The sequence below is a fragment of the Komagataeibacter diospyri genome (assembly GCF_043995075.1).
In the GTDB taxonomy this organism is placed as follows: Bacteria; Pseudomonadota; Alphaproteobacteria; order Acetobacterales; family Acetobacteraceae; genus Komagataeibacter; species Komagataeibacter diospyri.
In genome coordinates this window covers 1,649,752-1,666,104 of record NZ_CP171836.1, presented here as the reverse complement: position 1 = coordinate 1,666,104, position 16,353 = coordinate 1,649,752, and the positions used below count along the sequence as shown (strand labels likewise).

Annotated in this window: 15 protein-coding genes; 8 read left to right on the top strand and 7 right to left on the bottom strand. The window is 63.7% G+C overall.

Annotation, left to right across the window (positions count from 1 at the left end; genetic code table 11):
• Position 1 precedes the first annotated feature (1 nt).
• Complete coding sequence (locus ACE2AA_RS07920) at positions 2–1,054, bottom strand: MoxR family ATPase (protein ID WP_141300609.1); 1,053 nt, start codon at positions 1,052–1,054, stop codon at positions 2–4.
• Between the two features lie 94 nt (positions 1,055–1,148).
• Between ACE2AA_RS07920 and ACE2AA_RS07915 the strand changes: the two genes are divergently transcribed.
• From ACE2AA_RS07915 to ACE2AA_RS07890, 6 genes are all read left to right on the top strand, one after another.
• On the top strand, positions 1,149–1,718 hold the full coding sequence (locus tag ACE2AA_RS07915) for a DUF1285 domain-containing protein (protein ID WP_141260638.1): 570 nt from the start codon (positions 1,149–1,151) through the stop codon (positions 1,716–1,718).
• A 2-nt stretch (positions 1,719–1,720) separates the two neighbouring features.
• Positions 1,721–2,947, top strand: a complete 1,227-nt coding sequence (locus ACE2AA_RS07910; RefSeq protein WP_141260637.1) for a CCA tRNA nucleotidyltransferase — start codon at positions 1,721–1,723, stop codon at positions 2,945–2,947.
• A gap of 80 nt (positions 2,948–3,027) precedes the next feature.
• The gene (locus tag ACE2AA_RS07905) at positions 3,028–4,791 is read left to right on the top strand and encodes an ABC transporter ATP-binding protein (RefSeq protein WP_395372158.1); all 1,764 of its coding nucleotides are present in this window, start codon (positions 3,028–3,030) and stop codon (positions 4,789–4,791) included.
• 139 nt (positions 4,792–4,930) lie between these two features.
• On the top strand, positions 4,931–6,058 hold the full coding sequence (locus ACE2AA_RS07900) for an HlyD family secretion protein (protein ID WP_141260636.1): 1,128 nt from the start codon (positions 4,931–4,933) through the stop codon (positions 6,056–6,058).
• Positions 6,055–7,629: a DHA2 family efflux MFS transporter permease subunit gene (locus ACE2AA_RS07895; protein WP_141260635.1), complete on the top strand. Its 1,575-nt coding sequence runs from the start codon at positions 6,055–6,057 to the stop codon at positions 7,627–7,629. The genes ACE2AA_RS07900 and ACE2AA_RS07895 overlap by 4 nt, the downstream gene beginning before the upstream one ends.
• Positions 7,630–7,746: 117 nt before the next feature.
• A complete protein-coding gene (locus ACE2AA_RS07890; protein WP_141260634.1) occupies positions 7,747–8,166 on the top strand; it encodes an NUDIX domain-containing protein in 420 nt (139 codons plus the stop codon).
• On the opposite strand, the gene ACE2AA_RS07885 is transcribed toward ACE2AA_RS07890, so the two are convergent.
• The 4 genes from ACE2AA_RS07885 to gpmI form a co-directional block, all read right to left on the bottom strand.
• Complete coding sequence (locus ACE2AA_RS07885) at positions 8,148–8,642, bottom strand: RNA pyrophosphohydrolase (protein WP_141260633.1); 495 nt, start codon at positions 8,640–8,642, stop codon at positions 8,148–8,150. The two genes, ACE2AA_RS07890 and ACE2AA_RS07885, sit on opposite strands and share 19 nt — an antisense overlap.
• A 20-nt stretch (positions 8,643–8,662) precedes the next feature.
• Positions 8,663–10,258, bottom strand: a complete 1,596-nt coding sequence (locus ACE2AA_RS07880) for a S41 family peptidase (protein WP_141260632.1) — start codon at positions 10,256–10,258, stop codon at positions 8,663–8,665.
• A 148-nt stretch (positions 10,259–10,406) separates the two neighbouring features.
• Positions 10,407–11,720, bottom strand: coding sequence for a murein hydrolase activator EnvC (locus tag ACE2AA_RS07875; RefSeq protein ID WP_141260631.1), 1,314 nt, complete (start codon positions 11,718–11,720; stop codon positions 10,407–10,409).
• A 38-nt stretch (positions 11,721–11,758) separates the two neighbouring features.
• Entirely contained in the window at positions 11,759–13,312 is a 1,554-nt protein-coding gene (gpmI, locus tag ACE2AA_RS07870; protein WP_141300597.1) for a 2,3-bisphosphoglycerate-independent phosphoglycerate mutase, read from the bottom strand.
• Between the two features lie 90 nt (positions 13,313–13,402).
• Here gpmI and msrB point away from each other — a divergent pair, with 90 nt between their 5' ends.
• Both msrB and upp read left to right on the top strand, forming a co-directional pair.
• Positions 13,403–13,804, top strand: a complete 402-nt coding sequence (gene msrB / locus ACE2AA_RS07865) for a peptide-methionine (R)-S-oxide reductase MsrB (protein WP_141260629.1) — start codon at positions 13,403–13,405, stop codon at positions 13,802–13,804.
• 23 nt (positions 13,805–13,827) lie between these two features.
• Positions 13,828–14,487 carry a uracil phosphoribosyltransferase gene (gene upp / locus ACE2AA_RS07860; protein WP_141260628.1) on the top strand — a complete coding sequence of 220 codons (660 nt, stop codon included), beginning with the start codon at positions 13,828–13,830 and terminating at the stop codon, positions 14,485–14,487.
• A gap of 163 nt (positions 14,488–14,650) precedes the next feature.
• Here upp and ACE2AA_RS07855 read toward each other — a convergent pair whose 3' ends face one another.
• The gene (locus ACE2AA_RS07855; RefSeq protein WP_141260627.1) at positions 14,651–15,847 is read right to left on the bottom strand and encodes a threonine ammonia-lyase; all 1,197 of its coding nucleotides are present in this window, start codon (positions 15,845–15,847) and stop codon (positions 14,651–14,653) included.
• A gap of 11 nt (positions 15,848–15,858) precedes the next feature.
• Complete coding sequence (gene greA / locus ACE2AA_RS07850) at positions 15,859–16,332, bottom strand: transcription elongation factor GreA (RefSeq protein WP_019084525.1); 474 nt, start codon at positions 16,330–16,332, stop codon at positions 15,859–15,861.
• Between the last annotated feature and the right edge of the window lie 21 nt (positions 16,333–16,353).

Genomic DNA, 16,353 nt, shown 5'->3' with positions numbered 1-16,353 from the left:
GTCAGCCGATCCGTCCGACCAGTGTATCGATCAGCGTGCCCAGGCGGACATTTTCCGCCCGCGCGGTAAAGGACAGCGCCATGCGGTGGGCCAGAATGGGGTGGGCCAGTGCCGCCACGTCCTCGATGGTGGGGGACAGACGGCCTTCCAGCAGCGCCCGTGCGCGGGTGGCCAGCATCAGCGCCTGCGCCGCGCGCGGGCCGGGGCCCCATGCCACGGCTTCGCGTATGGTCGGGTCATCGGTCGTCTCGGGCCGGGCCGCGCGGACAAGGCGTAAGATCGCATCCACTACCTGTTCGCCCACCGGCAGCGCGCGCACCAGTTCCTGTGCGGCCAGCACGTCGGTTGCCGCCAGAACGGGCCGGGCCGTGGCCGTGGTGGTGCCCGTCGTGGCCAGCAGCATGGCGCGTTCGGCACTGGCGTCGGGAAAGTCGAGCGTCACCTGCATGAGGAAGCGGTCAAGCTGCGCTTCGGGCAGGGGATAGGTGCCTTCCTGCTCGATCGGGTTCTGGGTGGCCAGAACATGGAAGGGGCGGGGCAGCAGGTGGTTGGTGCCCGCGATGGCGACCTCATGCTCCTGCATGGCCTGCAGCAGTGCGGACTGGGTGCGGGGGCTGGCGCGGTTGATTTCATCGGCCATCAGCAACTGGCAGAATACCGGCCCCGCCACGAAGCGGAAGCTGCGGCGGCCGCTTTCGTCCTCGTCCAGTATCTCGCTGCCCAGAATGTCGGATGGCATGAGATCGGGCGTGAACTGCACGCGTCGCGCATCCATGCCCATCACGTGACCCAGCGTTGTGACCAGCAGGGTCTTGCCCAGTCCCGGCGCCCCCACCAGAAGTGCATGCCCGCCCGATATGATGGAGGTCAGCACAAGGTCGATCACCCGGTCCTGCCCCAGTATGACGCGGCCGATTTCCGCGCGCGCATCCCGCAGGCGCACGCCCATGCTTTCGGCCCGGGCTGCGATCTGTTCGCCCGTGGGGGATGGGGGGGATGTCATGCCCGCCTGCGGCGCCGCATGGAGGGGAGGGGTATCATCCATGGTCATCATTCCAACAGTCTGACAGGTCCGGGGGTTTCATCAACCCGGTGTTGATCCCTATATCAAGTCCAGCAGCTTCCATAGTGTCGGGTTAACGCAATTGATGGACGATTTCGAGACAGGTGAGACCATGCCCTCCCTTTCCACGGGGCGGGCGGGCACATGCGGCGCGCTGCCGTTCCTGATCAGGCGTGACGGGACATGGCTGTACCGTGGCTCCCCCATCCGTCGCAAGCCGATGGTCTGCCTGTTTGCTTCCACCCTGCGGCGTGACGCGCAGGGCGGCTACCGCCTGCAGACCCCGGTCGAGCAGGGTACGATTGAAGTGGAAGACGCGCCCTTCGTCGCAAACCACCTGGAATGGCATGGCTGCGGGCGGGGGCAGGTGCTGTCGTTCCGCACCAATGTGGACCAGGTGATCTGTGCCGGGCCGGATCACCCGATTCGCTGCGCGTGGGACGTGCCATGCGAAGGCTGCGGCACGGGACCGGTGCCCTACCTGCATGTGCGTGACGGGGACGGCGCATTGCCGATCGAGGCACGGATCGCACGCCCCGTCTATTACGAACTGGCGGCGCTGGCGGTGGAGGGTATCTGCCGTGGCGTACCCTGCCTGGGGGTATGGAGCCGGCATGTGTTTTTCCCGCTATCCACCCTGCCGGACGAAACCTGACGATGAAGGCGGGCAATCTGCTTGATGCTCTGCATCGGGACATGCCCGATGTGGCGCGGCACCTTGCGCGGATATGGGGTATCGTGCCCGATGCGCGGCTGGTGGGCGGGGCTGTGCGCGACCTGCTGTGCGGGCGCGGGGTGGCGGATATCGACCTTGCCAGCCCGCATGCGCCCGATGTGGTCATGGCGCGGCTGAAACAGGCGGGAATACGCGTGGTGCCCACGGGACTGTCGCATGGCACGGTGACGGCCGTGCTGGATGGCCATCCGTTCGAGATCACGACCCTGCGCCGTGATGAGGAAACCGATGGCCGCCACGCTACCGTAACCTGGACCCACGACTGGCGCGAGGACGCGGCGCGGCGGGATTTCACCATAAACGCCATGTCGTGTGACAGCGCGGGCGTGGTGCATGATTATTTCAACGGGCAGGCAGACCTGGCGGCGGGGCGGATCCGCTTCGTGGGGGATGCCCGCCTGCGTATTACGGAAGATGGGCTGCGCATCCTGCGGTTTTTCCGCTTTCAGGCCCGTTACGGCGGGGACGCGCCCGAACCGGAAGCGATGGCCGCCATCACTGTCCTGTCGGGCATGATCGACCGGCTTTCGGTCGAACGGGTGTGGTCGGAACTGCGTCGTATCCTTGTCGGGCCGCATGTGGTGCGCACGCTGGCCCAGATGCACGCGTGCCACGTGCTGGGCCATGTCCTGCCCGAAGGCTACGACATCGACCGCCTTGGCCGTCTGCTGGCCTGTGGCGCGCCCGCGGATGCGGTGCTGCGCCTTGCGGCCCTGGTGTCGGGAGATGTGCGTGAGGTGGCGCGGCGGCTGAAGCTGTCGCGCGCCGATACCACGGCGCTGGCGCAGACACGCGGCGAACCCGTGCCGCTGCCCGGCATGGGGACGGGCGTGCTTGCGCCCATGCTGGCCGATCATGCGTTGCGTGACCTGTCGTGGCGCACATGGCTGCGTCAGGCTGACCTTGCCGGACAGCGATCGGATACGTGGGATGACCTGCGCGCCGTGCTGGAAGGGATGGAAAAGCCGGTCTTTCCGCTGGCAGGTCGTGATGTCATGGCCACCGGGCTGGCATCGGGCGCCATGGTGGGGCAGGTGCTGGCGCAGGTGCGGCAATGGTGGCTGGAAAACGGCTGCACGGCAGGCCATGCGGCCTGTGCGGCGCGCATGGATGCGGTATTGCGTGACAGCCCCACCCGCGGGACATAATTTGTAACCATGTGTCGCGGCCCTTTGTTTTGGGCGGCCATGCGGTTATAGGCCGGTTAATGAACGCGATTCAAACGCCCATGCCCGACAGGCAGGACACACCCACGCAAACGGTGTCGTCACGCAGCCTGATGCGCCGGCTGTGGCATGATGAACTGGCCTGTCACAAGCTGCGCATACTGGGTGTCATGGTGCTGACGGCGCTCATGGCCATATTCAGTGCGCTGTATCCGCTGGTGATCCAGCGCGCGCTGGACATGTTTGCCGACCACGACCCGCGTATCCTGTATCAGGTGCCGCTGCTGGTGGTGGTGATTACGGTGGCGAAGGCCATATCGCAGTACGGGCAGTCTATCGCGGTGCAGTCGCTGGTGCTGCTGGTCATACGCGGCCTGCAGCAGCGCATGTTTCACCATCTGGTCCATGCAGACATATCCCGCATCGAAACCGAGGCCCCGGCCCAGATCGCCGCACGTTTTACCACCGACGCCATGGCGATTCGTGAGGCAATGATCCGCGCCACCAACGCACTGGGGGATGCCGTGACGGTGGTGGGGCTGATTGCCTCCATGCTGTACATGGACTGGGAACTCAGCCTGATCGCTGCCGTGCTGTATCCCATCGCGGCCATGCCGGTGCGCAGGCTGGGCAAGCGCCTGCGCCGCGAGTCCGGTGGCGTGCATGAGCAGGTGGGCGAGACAAGCGCCATGCTGACCGAAAGTTTCAGCCAGTCGCGTACCATCCGTGTCTATCGGCTGGAAGGATCGGAAGAACGCCGGGCGGCGCATGTGCTGGACGGACTGCATGCGGGGCTGTTGCGCATTGCGCGGGGACGCGCACGCGTGGACCCGATGCTGGAAGTGCTGGGCGGGGCCGCGGTCGCGGCCGTGCTGGGTTTTGCCGGGTGGCGCGCGACGCAGGGCGGGGCCACGTTGGGTGATTTTTCAGGGTTTGTCGCGGCCCTGCTGCTGGCGGCGCGTCCGTTGCGCGCGCTGGGCACCCTTAATATCGCCCTGCAGGAGGGGCTTGGCGGCCTGCAGCGCGTGTTTGACGTAATTGATGAACCCGTGGCCGTAGCCCAGGCCCCCGATGCGATCGACCTGCCGCCCGGTGGGGGGGACCTGCGATTTGAACAGGTGACGTTCCGCTACCCCGATGGGCGCATGGGGCTGGAGGGACTGGATTTCGTGGCCAGTCCCGGCCTGACCGTAGCCCTGGTCGGCCCGTCGGGGGCGGGCAAGTCCACAGCACTTTCGCTGATCCCGCGCCTGCATGACGTATCGGGTGGCCGTATCACGCTTGATGGCGTTGACCTGCGCCGTCTGGTCCTGTCGCAACTGCGCGATGCCATTGCCTATGTCAGTCAGGATACGCTGCTGTTTGACCTGCCGGTCATGGACAATATCCGCATGGGCAACCCGCAGGCGGATGATGAGCAGGTCAGGGCGGCCGCACGGGCAGCGGCGGCGGATGACTTCATCCAGGCCCTGCCACGGGGTTATGACACGATGGTCGGTCCCGGCGGGCAGCGCCTGTCGGGTGGGCAGCGGCAGCGCGTGGCGCTGGCGCGCGCCCTGCTGCGCAACCCGCGCGTGCTTTTGCTGGATGAGGCGACAAGCGCGCTGGATAGCGAAAGCGAGGCCATTGTCCACAATGCCCTGACGCACCTGCGTCACGGACGCACGACCATCGTGGTGGCGCACCGCCTGTCCACCGTGCGTTCAGCCGATCTTGTGGTGGTCATGGCGCAGGGCCGTGCGGTCGAATGTGGCACGCATGATGCGCTGATGGATGAAAACGGGCTGTATGCCCGCATGGTACGTAATCAGGCCTTTACGCTGTAAACTGCGCTGAAAGTGAGTCCGGGCCGGTGATGGCGGTTGAAGTGTTGCAAGCTTCGTGCAATGCATTGACCGACCCGTTCGGTCAATGCGTGGATGACAGGATCAGGGGCTGCAATCAAAGTGATGATGAGGGAAGCAGATGGCCGCGGACGAAGGTAAGGCACCTGAAGACGGACAGACCGCACAGGATACAGGGGCACAGGATACAGGGAACGGGAAGAAGGAGGAGAAGGAAGCATCCCCCCGGCGGAAGCTGATCCTGATCGGTGGCCTTGTGGTGCTGCTTATACTGGGTGGCCTTTACTGGTTCCTGCACCGTAATGAAGTCGAGACGGATGACGCCTTTACCGCCGGTCGTGCGGTAGCGGTTGCCCCCCATGTGTCCGGCTACGTGACTGAACTGCTGGTGAACGATAACCAGTTCGTTCATCAGGGTGATGTCATTGCCCGCATTGATGATCGTAACTGGCGCGCCCAGCGCGACCAGGCTGCGGCGGCCGTGGATATCGCGCGCGCGCAGGTCCGCAATTACAGCCTGCTGTCCGAAGTCGCGAAAAAGAACTTTCCCGGTCACCTGATGGTGGCGCAGGGCCAGTTGGCACAGGCGCAGGCACAGGAATTCAAGGCGGAAACCGACTACCGCCGCCAGCATGGCGTAACGCGCGAGGCGACATCGCAGCAGAACATCGATTACGCCACCGCAGCACTGAATGCCGCCAAGGCGCAGGTGCTTGAGGCACAGGGTAACCTTGAAACCGCCCTGCCGGTCATTCCCAATATCTCCAGCACCGAAGCCCGCGTGACCGAGCAGCAGGCCCAGTTGGCGCAGGCGGAAGCCAAGCTGCGCGAGGCCGAACTGAACGTGGAATGGACCCAGATCCGCGCTCCGCATGATGGCTGGATTTCCCAGCGTAACATCGAACGCGGCACCTATGTCACGGCGGGCCAGACCGTTGTGTCCGTTGTCGAACCCGAAATATGGGTGGTGGCCAACTACAAGGAAACGCAGCTGACCCACATGCGTCCGGGCCAGAAGGTGGACATTGCGATTGACGCCTATCCGTTCCTGAAGCTGAAGGGGCATGTTGATTCGCTGCAGTTGGGCACAGGTGCGACCTTCAGCGCCTTCCCGCCGGAAAACGCCACCGGCAACTATGTGAAGATCGTACAGCGCGTGCCGGTCAAGATTCTGATTGACGAAGGGCTGCGACAGGACCTGCCGCTGTCGATCGGCCTGTCGGTTGAACCGACGGTCCACACGGAATGAGCGCGCAGGCAGCGTCCACCGGAGCGGCGGATGGCACGAACTGGAAACCGAAACACAATCCGTGGCTGATCGCCGTGGTCGTGACGGTGGCCGCCTTCATGGAAATCCTGGATACCACCATCGTCAACGTGGCGCTGCCGCATATCGCGGGTAACCTGTCATCCACATATGATGACGCGACATGGACACTGACGTCCTACCTTGTGGCGAACGGGATCGTACTGACGATCTCGGGCTGGCTGGGCAAGCTGTTCGGGCGCAGGCATTACTTCCTGATCTGTATTTCCATGTTTTCGCTGTCGTCCTTCCTGTGTGGTATTTCCACCAGCCTGCCCGAACTGATCGTATTCCGGCTGATGCAGGGTTTTTTTGGCGGCGGCCTGCAGCCCAACCAGCAATCCATCATCCTTGACACCTTCCCGCCCGACAAACGGGCGGCCGCCTTCGGCCTGACCGCCATCGCCACCGTCGTGGCGCCGGTGCTTGGCCCGTCACTGGGCGGGTGGATTACCGACAATTATTCATGGCGGTGGGTATTCTTCATCAACGTGCCGGTGGGCATACTGGCCACAATCGCGGTGTCGATCATGGTCGAGGACCCGCCATGGGCGCGCAAGCAGAAGGCGCCTCTGGACTTCGTGGGCATCGGGCTGATCACCATCGGCTTCGGCTGCCTTGAAGTGGCGGTTGACCGGGGCGAGGACGAGGACTGGTTCGGTTCGCGCATGATTGTCATCATGGCGATCCTTGCCGTCCTTGGTATTGGCGGGGCGGTCATCTGGCTGTTGCGCGCCAAGAATCCGGCGGTGGATTTGCGCGTGTTCAAGGACCGCAATTTCGCGGTGGGCACGGGACTTATGGGCGCGGTGGGGGCGCTGCTCTATTCCTCGGCCATTATCGTGCCGCAGTTTTCACAGCAGATCATGGGTTATACCGCGACCCTGTCCGGCCTGATCCTGTCGCCCGGTGGCATGGTGGTGATCGTGCTGATCCCGCTGGTGGGCATCGGGATGAAGTACATCCAGCTCCGCTACATCATTGCGTTTGGTTTCTTCCTGATGGGGCTGTCCATGCTGTGGTCGGCGCAGTTGGTGCCTGATCTGGATTTTCGTCATCTGGTCCTGTTCCGCATGAGCCAGACGGGCACGATGGCTTTCCTGTTCGTGCCGATTTCCACCATTACCTACGCCACCCTGCCGCGCCGGCTGAACGCCGATGGGTCCGCCCTGTTCAGCATGGCGCGTAACGTTCTGGGGTCGCTGAGTATTTCGGGGGCGACTGCACTGGTGACCGAACTGCGTCAGGCGCACCAGAACCAGATGGTCCACTGGATGACGCCGTATCACCAGCCGTTCAATGAATACCTGGCCCAGAGCCGTGCGGTCGCGGTTGCGCGTGGCTATGCGCAGGGGGTGGTGAATAATGTGGCCATGGGACACCTGTACAAGGAATTCCAGCGGCAGGTAGCCATCCTTGCCTATAACGAGGTCTTCATGATCCTTGGCATAGGCTGCATGCTTGTCGTACCGTTCTGTTTTCTCATGTCGCCGCTTAAGGGTGGGGACAAGTAACAGAAATTTCCGAGGTGCCGTCTTTTTTCAAAAAGACGGCATTCTTCTGCAGCTTTTTGAAAAATTCTTCACCGAAAAACTTTTACAGTTTTCTCAAGACAGCAGGGAATTGGATACATGCCGGGTGTCATCAGGGTTGTCTGTGCGGCGGTCATCGTGCGTGAACGCCTGCTGGTCGTGCGCAAGCGCGGCACGACCGCCTTCATGCTGCCCGGCGGCAAGCCCGATGCGGGGGAACGGCCCGAACAGGCACTGATGCGTGAAATCCGCGAGGAACTGGGCTGTGACCTGACGCCGGGCATGGAACTGGCGGGTGATTTTACCGATGTCGCCGCCAATGAACCCGGCTTTATCGTGCAGGCGCGCATCTGGACCGGGCAGTTGCATGGCACACCGGATGCTGGTGCCGAAATTGCGGAACTGCGCTGGATCGGGGCAGGGGATATGGCGGATCTGGATCTTGCGCCCCTGTTGCGGGGCAGGACGATGGCTGTCCTTGTCCAGACGGGGCTTATGCCTCAGGCGGCCATGGCGTAGCGGGCGAAATACACCGCAAGCTTCGTATAGATATCTTTCTTGATGCCGACATTCAGGTGCGGCAGCTGGTCCAGCCTGACCCATTTCCACATATCGAATTCCACAGGCAGGTGCGTATCCAGCCTGATGTCGGAATCCTGTCCTGTGAAGCGCAGGGCAAACCATTTCTGTGTCTGCCCCCGGTAACGTCCCCCCAGCGCCCTGCCAATCAGGTGCGCTGGCAGGTCGTAGCTGAGCCATTCGGGATAGGTGCCGATGATTTCGGCGGCACAGGTGCCGATTTCCTCATGCAGTTCGCGCATGACGGCGGCCTGCGGATCTTCCCCTTCGTCAATGCCGCCCTGCGGGCACTGCCATACGCCCTGATCCGGCGGGCCGCCCGCGCCTTCCATGTCGGTGCGGCGCGCGACAAGCACCATGCCCTGTCGGTTGAACAGCAGCGCCCCCACATTGGGGCGATAGGGCAGGTCGGTCATGGTAGTGGCTTCCAGCTGGATCAGGGATGGGCAGGCGCGGCAGGTGCCGTTGCCGGAGGGGCAGGCGGCGGTGTCGTGGGGCCTTCCTTTTCCGCCGGGGCGGCAGGTGCTGCGGGCGAGGTCGGTGTCGCAGGCGTGGTCGTGGGGGACGCAGGCGCTGCGGCCTTGGGGGGGACGGATGCGGACGGCACCGGGGTCGCCTGCGTCCTGTCATCATGAATCGGCGGTTCAGCCGCAACCGGCAGTCCTGCCATGGAGCGCACGACCCTCAGCCCTTCCTGCAGCTGGAAGTCGGTCGTGGGCTTTGTCGGGTCGAATGTGGGCCAGTTGGCGGGCGGCTGCGCCGGAATGGACTTGGCTATGGCGGGCAGGTCGGTGCGTGACGGGGGCTGCGCGGTATTGCCGCCCCGGTTCTTGATGATATGCGCCAGATCCGCTTCGTGGATGCTGTAGCCCGCGTCGTCATGCGCTTCACGCACGGGAATGTCGGGCATGATGCCCAGCCCCTGTATGGAACGGCCCGACGGGGTGTAGTACCGCGCCGTGGTCAGGCGGATCGCGCCTTCACCGGGGATGGGCAGGATGGTCTGCACCGATCCCTTGCCGAATGTCTTTTCACCCAGCAGCACGGCGCGCTGGTGGTCCTGCAGCGCACCGGCCACGATTTCACTGGCTGAAGCCGAGCCACCATTGATCAGCACGACAATCGGCAGGCCGCCGGTAATGTCGGTGTTATGGGCGTCCCAGCGCTGGCTGTCCTGTGGATGGCGGGCGCGGGTTGAGACGATTTCACCGCTGCGGATGAAATCGGACCCCACGTCGATTGCCTGTGTCAGCAATCCGCCCGGATCGGATCGCAGGTCGATGATCAGGCCCGCCATCCTGTTATGGGTCTGGGCCTGCAGTTTCTTGTACGCGGCCAGCAGGCCGGACTGCGTTTCCTCGTTGAACTGCGCGATTCGGATGTAGCCGATGTTATCATATAGCGCGGACTTGATGACCTGCAGCGGGATGATGGCGCGGGTCAGGGTGACGATGATGGGCTTGGGCGCCTTTTCCCGGATCAGCGTCAGCGTGATGCGGGTATCGGGCTTGCCGCGCATCTGGGTCACGACCTGATCCAGCGGCTGGCCATCGATGTTCTTGCCATCGATCGCGACAATGAAGTCACCAGGCTTGATGCCCGCGCGGGCAGCAGGCGTGTCGTCGATGGGGGAGACGACGCGCACATGCCCATCCTCGCCCTGGACTTCCAGTCCAAGGCCGCCAAACGATCCCTTGGTCTGGACCTGCAGGTCGGAAAACTGCTTTTCCGTCATGTAGGAGCTGTGCGGGTCAAGGCCGCTGAGCATTCCGTTCAGGGAATTGGTGATCAGGTCGCGTGTCGAGACCGGCTCGACATAATTGGCCTTCACCTTTTCCAGCACGTAACCGAACAGGAACATGAGCTGTTCGATTTCGTGGGGGGAATTGTCATCCTTGGAGACAGTGTCCGCCGCATGGGCCATGGGGGCGATATCGCCCCACCTGCCGGCTGAATAACGTGCAATCTGCGGGGCCGCCGCGATCCCTGCAAGAAAGGCGCAACCGATCAGCAAGCCATTACGGAACTTCATGCGTCGTTGTCTCCTGGATGCCCGCCATCATGATCTGGCTGGCCTGCATGTACTCTTCGCGTTGCGTTGTAACGTGGTCTTGCCCATCCGTCACGGGTGGGCAGCATATACCGAACCTGCATGCGGATAAAACCGTCTCGTGCCCATATTACAGATAGGGGGCCGGATTGACGGTACTGCCCCCATGGCGCAACTGCACGAACAGGGTGGGCCTGCTGCCGCCGCCATTCCATTGTGGCATCTGTCCTACTGCCGCGCCGTGACTGACCTGCTGGCCTGCCGCCACCGCGATTTCACCCAGTCCCGCCAGCACGAAGCGGTAATGCTTGCCACAGTCAAGGATCATCATCTGCCCATAGGTGCGGAACGCGCCCGCGAAATCAATACGCCCCGTGCATGGCGCGCGCACGGTCGCGCGTGACGGCGGGGCATAGGTGATGCCGGTGGCCGGGCCGCTTTCGGTCGGGTGGCCCCATGCGGTCAGCACCGTGCCCGCCACGGGCGCGCCCGCGCTGGCGCTGGTGGCGGGGGCAATGCCGGGGCCGGCACCCGTGGCCATGTCATGCGCCTGCCTGCGGGCGGCGGCGGCGGCCTGCATGTTATGGGCGCGTTCGGCGGCGCGGGCGGCTTCTTCCAGGTTCTTTTCCGCCTGTTCTTCCGTCGCCTCGATCCGGGCTATGGCGTCCTGCACGCTGGATGCGCGGCGGGCGGCCTCTTCCACCGCCTGCGTGGCGGAGGCGGCGGCGGCGTTGGATCGCTGCTGGGCCTCCAGCGCCGCATGGGCCGCACGGTTGACCGCATCACGCCGGGTTTCGCGCTCGTTGACCACCAGGCGCATCTGCTGCTGCTGCTGGGCCAGTTCACCGTCCAGTTGGGCAAGCCGGGTGCGGCGGTCATGGATGGCGCGGGCCTGGTTGGCGATATCGCCCATCATGCCATGCACCACCAGCAGGCCGGTGACCGCGCGGTCGGCAGGCAGGGGCACGGCCAGAAGCGTATCCGCCGGGTAAAGCGACAGCCGCTCCGCCAGTGGCAGCAGGGGGGACAGGCGCGCGACTTCACGGGCAAGCTGCTGGCGCAGGGCGGCCTGTTCGGTATGCAGGTCGGTAATGCGGCTGTCCAGGTCGGCGGCCTGCTGTTCGGTATGCTGCAGGCGGGCGGTGGCATCGACCGTGGCGGCAGACAGGCTGGCGGCCTTCTGCGCGTCCTGACGGGCCTGTTCGCGGGCTTCGAGTTCCACCTTACGGCGTTCTTCCAGGTCATGCGCCTGCTGCTGCTGGCGCGCGACAAGGCTTTCACGCGCGCTCCGCGCGGCTTCAAGCTGCTGGCGAATGTGCTGCTCGCGCTCGGTGGACGCATGGGGGGCGTTATGGGAACCGGTCCCGGTCGGGGCATGATGGGATGCGGGCGCGCCCCAGGCCGATACCGCCATGCAGCAGGCAAGGACGATCCCGCTGGCCATACAGCCATGCCAGCGGGCAGTCAGGGTCAGGCCGGGTGTCAGGATGGCGTGGCCCCGTCCAGCAGGGAATGGCCGGTCATCGCCGCAGGCTGGGGCAGGCCCATAAGCTGCAGCAGCGTGGGCGCGAGGTCGGCCAGACGCCCGTCATGCAGGGCCGCCCCCTGTACCCCGCTCAGGACAACAGGAACCACATTGAGCGTATGCGCCGTATGCGGGCCATTGGTTTCGGGGTCGAACATGGTTTCGGCATTGCCATGGTCGGCGGTGACCAGCAGCGCGCCACCGGCATGGTGGATGGCGTCGGCAATGCGACCCAACCCCTGATCCACGGCTTCGACCGCCTTGATCGCGGCCGACAGCACGCCGGTATGACCCACCATGTCGGCATTGGCGAAGTTCAGTACGATCAGGTCGTATTTACCGCTTCTGATGGCTTCCACCGCGCGATCCGTCAGTTCCGGGGCGGACATTTCGGGCTGCAGGTCATAGGTCGCGACCTTGGGGGAAGGGACCATTACCCGGTCCTCGCCCGGCAACTCGCCTTCGCGCCCGCCATTGAGGAAATAGGTGACGTGGGGATATTTTTCAGTCTCGGCCATGCGGATCTGCTTCAGCCCCGCCGCCGACACGACGTCGCCCAGCAGGTCATGCAGTTCCTGCGGCGGGAACAGCACGGTAATCAGTTCAGCCAGCCGGTCACTGTAGCGCGTCATGCCGGTCACTGCGGCAGGGTTGACCAGCTTCTCGCGTTTGAAGCCATCGAAATTCGGTTCCAACAGGGCAGCGAGCAGCTGCCGGATGCGGTCGGCGCGGAAATTGAAGCTCAGCACGCCGTCGCCATCACGCATGCCGCCATATTCCCCGATAACGGTGGGGGGCACGAATTCATCCGTGGTGCCTGCTTCATACGCGCGGTCCAGTACCTCCAGCGGATCGCCCGCGTGGGGACCATCGCCCGCGACAATGGCATTGTAGGCCTTTTCCACCCGGTCCCAGCGACGGTCGCGGTCCATGGCGTAATACCGGCCCGATACGGTGCCGACGCGTACGCCATCGGGCAGCGCGGACAGAAGCTGGCTGACATAGCCATGGCCGGACTGCGGGGCGGTGTCACGTCCGTCGGTAAAGATATGGAAGGTCACTGGCACGCCCGCGTCACGCACGATGCGGGCAAGCGCTATGGCGTGGTCCTGATGGGCGTGGACTCCACCGGGGGAGACAAGGCCCATGAGATGGCAGGTGCCACCGCTTTTTTTCAGTGCGGCGATGAAATCGCGCATGACTGCGCCGCGCGCCACCGACCCGTCGGCCAGCTCCGTGGAAATGCGCGGCAGTTCCTGCATCACCACCCGGCCCGCGCCGATATTCAGGTGGCCAACCTCCGAATTGCCCATCTGCCCTTGCGGCAGGCCGACATCCTCCCCACACGTCTTGAGGAAGGCATGCGGTCCCGCCTGCCACAGCCTGTCGAATGCCGGGGTGCGGGCGGAGCGCACGGCGTTGTCCGCCGGGTCTTCGCGCCAGCCAAAACCATCAAGGATGGCCAGCATGACGGGACGGGGTGCCTTGTGTGTATCTGCCTGGTCGTTCATGGGTATTGTCTCCCTGTTTTATTTTGGGTGGCATGATGCCCTAAAAGAAGCGGGTGCGAAATGCCCGTGTGCAGGAGGAAGGAAATCGTCATGACCGATACCGCCAATACCAGTGGGGCACAGTGTGGCTGCCTGACCCCTGAACAACTGCGCATCCTGCGCGAACATGGGACGGAACGCCCCGGTTCCAGCCCGCTGAACAATGAAAAGCGTGCTGGTGAATATCGTTGCGCGGGCTGCGGGACGCCACTGTTCCGCTCTGGCACGAAATATGAAAGCGGGAGTGGCTGGCCATCGTTTTTCGATGCGATTCCGGGCGCAATCGGCACCACGACCGACACCAGCCATGGCATGACCCGCACGGAAGTGCACTGTGCCCACTGCAATGGCCATCTGGGCCACGTCTTTCCCGACGGGCCGCCGCCGACCGGCCTGCGCTACTGCATGAACGGACTGGCATTGACTTTCGTCCCGCGTGATGGCGCTAGCTGATCTGAACGAACCCGATCAAAGGAATGGATATGACCCAGCCTGCCGCCACGCATGATGAAGGCGTTGTTGTCGTCAGCCACCCGCTGGTGCAGCACAAGCTGACACTCATGCGTGAACGTCACACGTCAACGGGTGAGTTCCGCCGTCTTGCGCGTGAACTCAGCCTGCTGCTCGGTTACGAGGCCATGCGGGACCTGCCACTGGAACCGGTGGAAATCGATACCCCCATGGAACGCATGCAGGCATGGCGGCTGGCGGGCAAGAAGCTGTGCCTGATTTCCATCCTGCGGGCGGGGAACGGGATTCTGGACGGATTGCTGGACCTCGTGCCCTCGGCGCGGGTTGGCCATGTCGGGCTGTACCGTGATCCCGAAACGCTGGAACCGGTCGAATACTACCTGAAGCTGCCTGATGATGTCGGCAACCGCATCTGCCTGGTGGTCGATCCCATGCTGGCGACGGGACACAGCGCCGTTGCCGGCATTGACCGGCTGAAGCAGGCAGGGTGTGGGCGGATGGTCTTTGTCTGCCTGCTGGCCTCTCCCGAAGGGATCGCCTGCCTGCGCAAGACCCATCCGGATGTACGCATTGTCACCTGTGCCATTGACCGGGGCCTGGATGAACATGGCTATATCCGTCCCGGCCTTGGGGATGCGGGTGACCGTCTGTTCGGCACCAAATAGCAGAAGTTTTTGGTAAAACGCTCTTCACAAGGCGTCGAAGAACGCCGCCTTTTTGAAAGGGCGGCATTCAAAAGACTTCTGGTCATTTATCAAATTTAAAAAAACCTGCGGGGCAATATACCTCGCAGGTTTTTATTTCGTGATATTGCGTGAACCCGTGGGTTCAGGCGCGGCGCACGATATAGGTCTTGGCCAGTTCCGCTTCCAGTGCGCGGGCGTGGTCGGGGTCGCGGGCTTCGACCATGATTTCCAGTTCGGCGGCCTGCACGCTGGGCGTTGTGAACAGGCGCTGGTGCGAAACCTCGATGATGTTGCCGCCCTCATCGCTGATCTTGCGTGAAATGTCGGCCAGCACGCCGGGGCGGTCGGGTATTTCCATCTTCAGGCACAGAAGCCGTCCGTCACGCAGCAGCGAACGTAGCAGCGTGTTGGCCAGGATGCGGCTGTCGATATTGCCGCCGGTTACCGGCAGCGCCACCCGCTTGCCCCGGAACAGTTCGGGGTAGGTCAGCACGGCGGCAAGGGCGGTTGCGCCCGCGCCCTCGCTGACCTGCTTGGCGCCTTCCGCCAGCATGGTGATCGCGGTCTCGATCGCGCTTTCGGGCACGACCAGAACGCGCGACACCAGTTCACGGATCACCTCCAGCGGCTGGCGGCCGATCTGCAGCACCGCGATGCCTTCGGCAATGGTGGGACCACCTGGCGGTAGAACCTCATCACCGGGGAAGCCTGCGAGGGATGAAAAATTTTCCACCTGCACGCCAATGATGTCCATGTCCGGCTGCAGGGCCTGTCCGGCCACCGCACAGCCTGACAGCAGGCCGCCACCGCCGATGGGGCAGACGAAGGTGTCCAGCGGTCCCGCATCCTCGAACAGTTCAAGAGCAAAGGTGCCCTGACCGGCCATGACTTCTGGGTCGTCATAGGGGTGGACGAATACCCGGCCCTCGCGCTGGCACAGCATGTTGGCATGCGCGGTTGCTTCGGCGAAGCTGTCACCTTCCAGCACCACCGTCGCCCCCCACGCGGCGGTGCGCGTAACCTTGGCGGCAGGAGTGAAGCGCGGCATGACAATCACCGCGTCAATGCCCAGCAGGGAGGCATGTCGGGCGACGCCCTGTGCATGGTTGCCGGCTGAAACGGTAATGACGCCGCGTTCGCGTTCGCGCGGGGTCAGCAGGGCCAGCTTGTTGGCCGCCCCGCGTTCCTTGAATGAACCGACAGCCTGCAGGTTATCGAGCTTGAGCACGATATCCGCGCCCGTCGCGCGCGACAGTGTCTGGCAGGGTACGGTGGGCGTGTGCAGTACGCGCCCCTTTATCCGCTGTGCGGCGGCGGTGATGTCTTCAAGCGTGATCACGGTTGGTACGCCTAGCCGTAGGTGACTTCCAGGATTTCATACGTCCGGTCACCACCGGGGGCGGGGACGGACACGCTGTCACCAATGCTCTTGCCGATCAGCGATTTGGCAAGCGGCGAGGAAATGGACAGAAGCCCCTGCTTGATGTCGGCTTCGTACACGCCAACGATCTGGTAGGTCGCTTCCTTGTCGGTTTCTTCATCAACCAGCTTGACGCGTGCGCCGAATTTCACCTGGTCGCCCGACAGGGAGGCGGGGTCGATGACCTCGGCTGAGGAGACGATTTCTTCCAGTTCCTGAATCCGCCCTTCGGTAAAGGACTGGCGTTCACGGGCTGCGTGGTATTCCGCGTTTTCCGAAAGATCGCCGTGGCTCCGCGCTTCGGCGATCGCGCGAATGATCGCGGGGCGTTCTTCACTCTTGAGCTTGCGCAGTTCGTCTTCAAGCCGTTCCAGGCCGGGGCCTGTCATCGGAAATTTCTGCAAGGTTTGTCCCCGAGGTGAAGG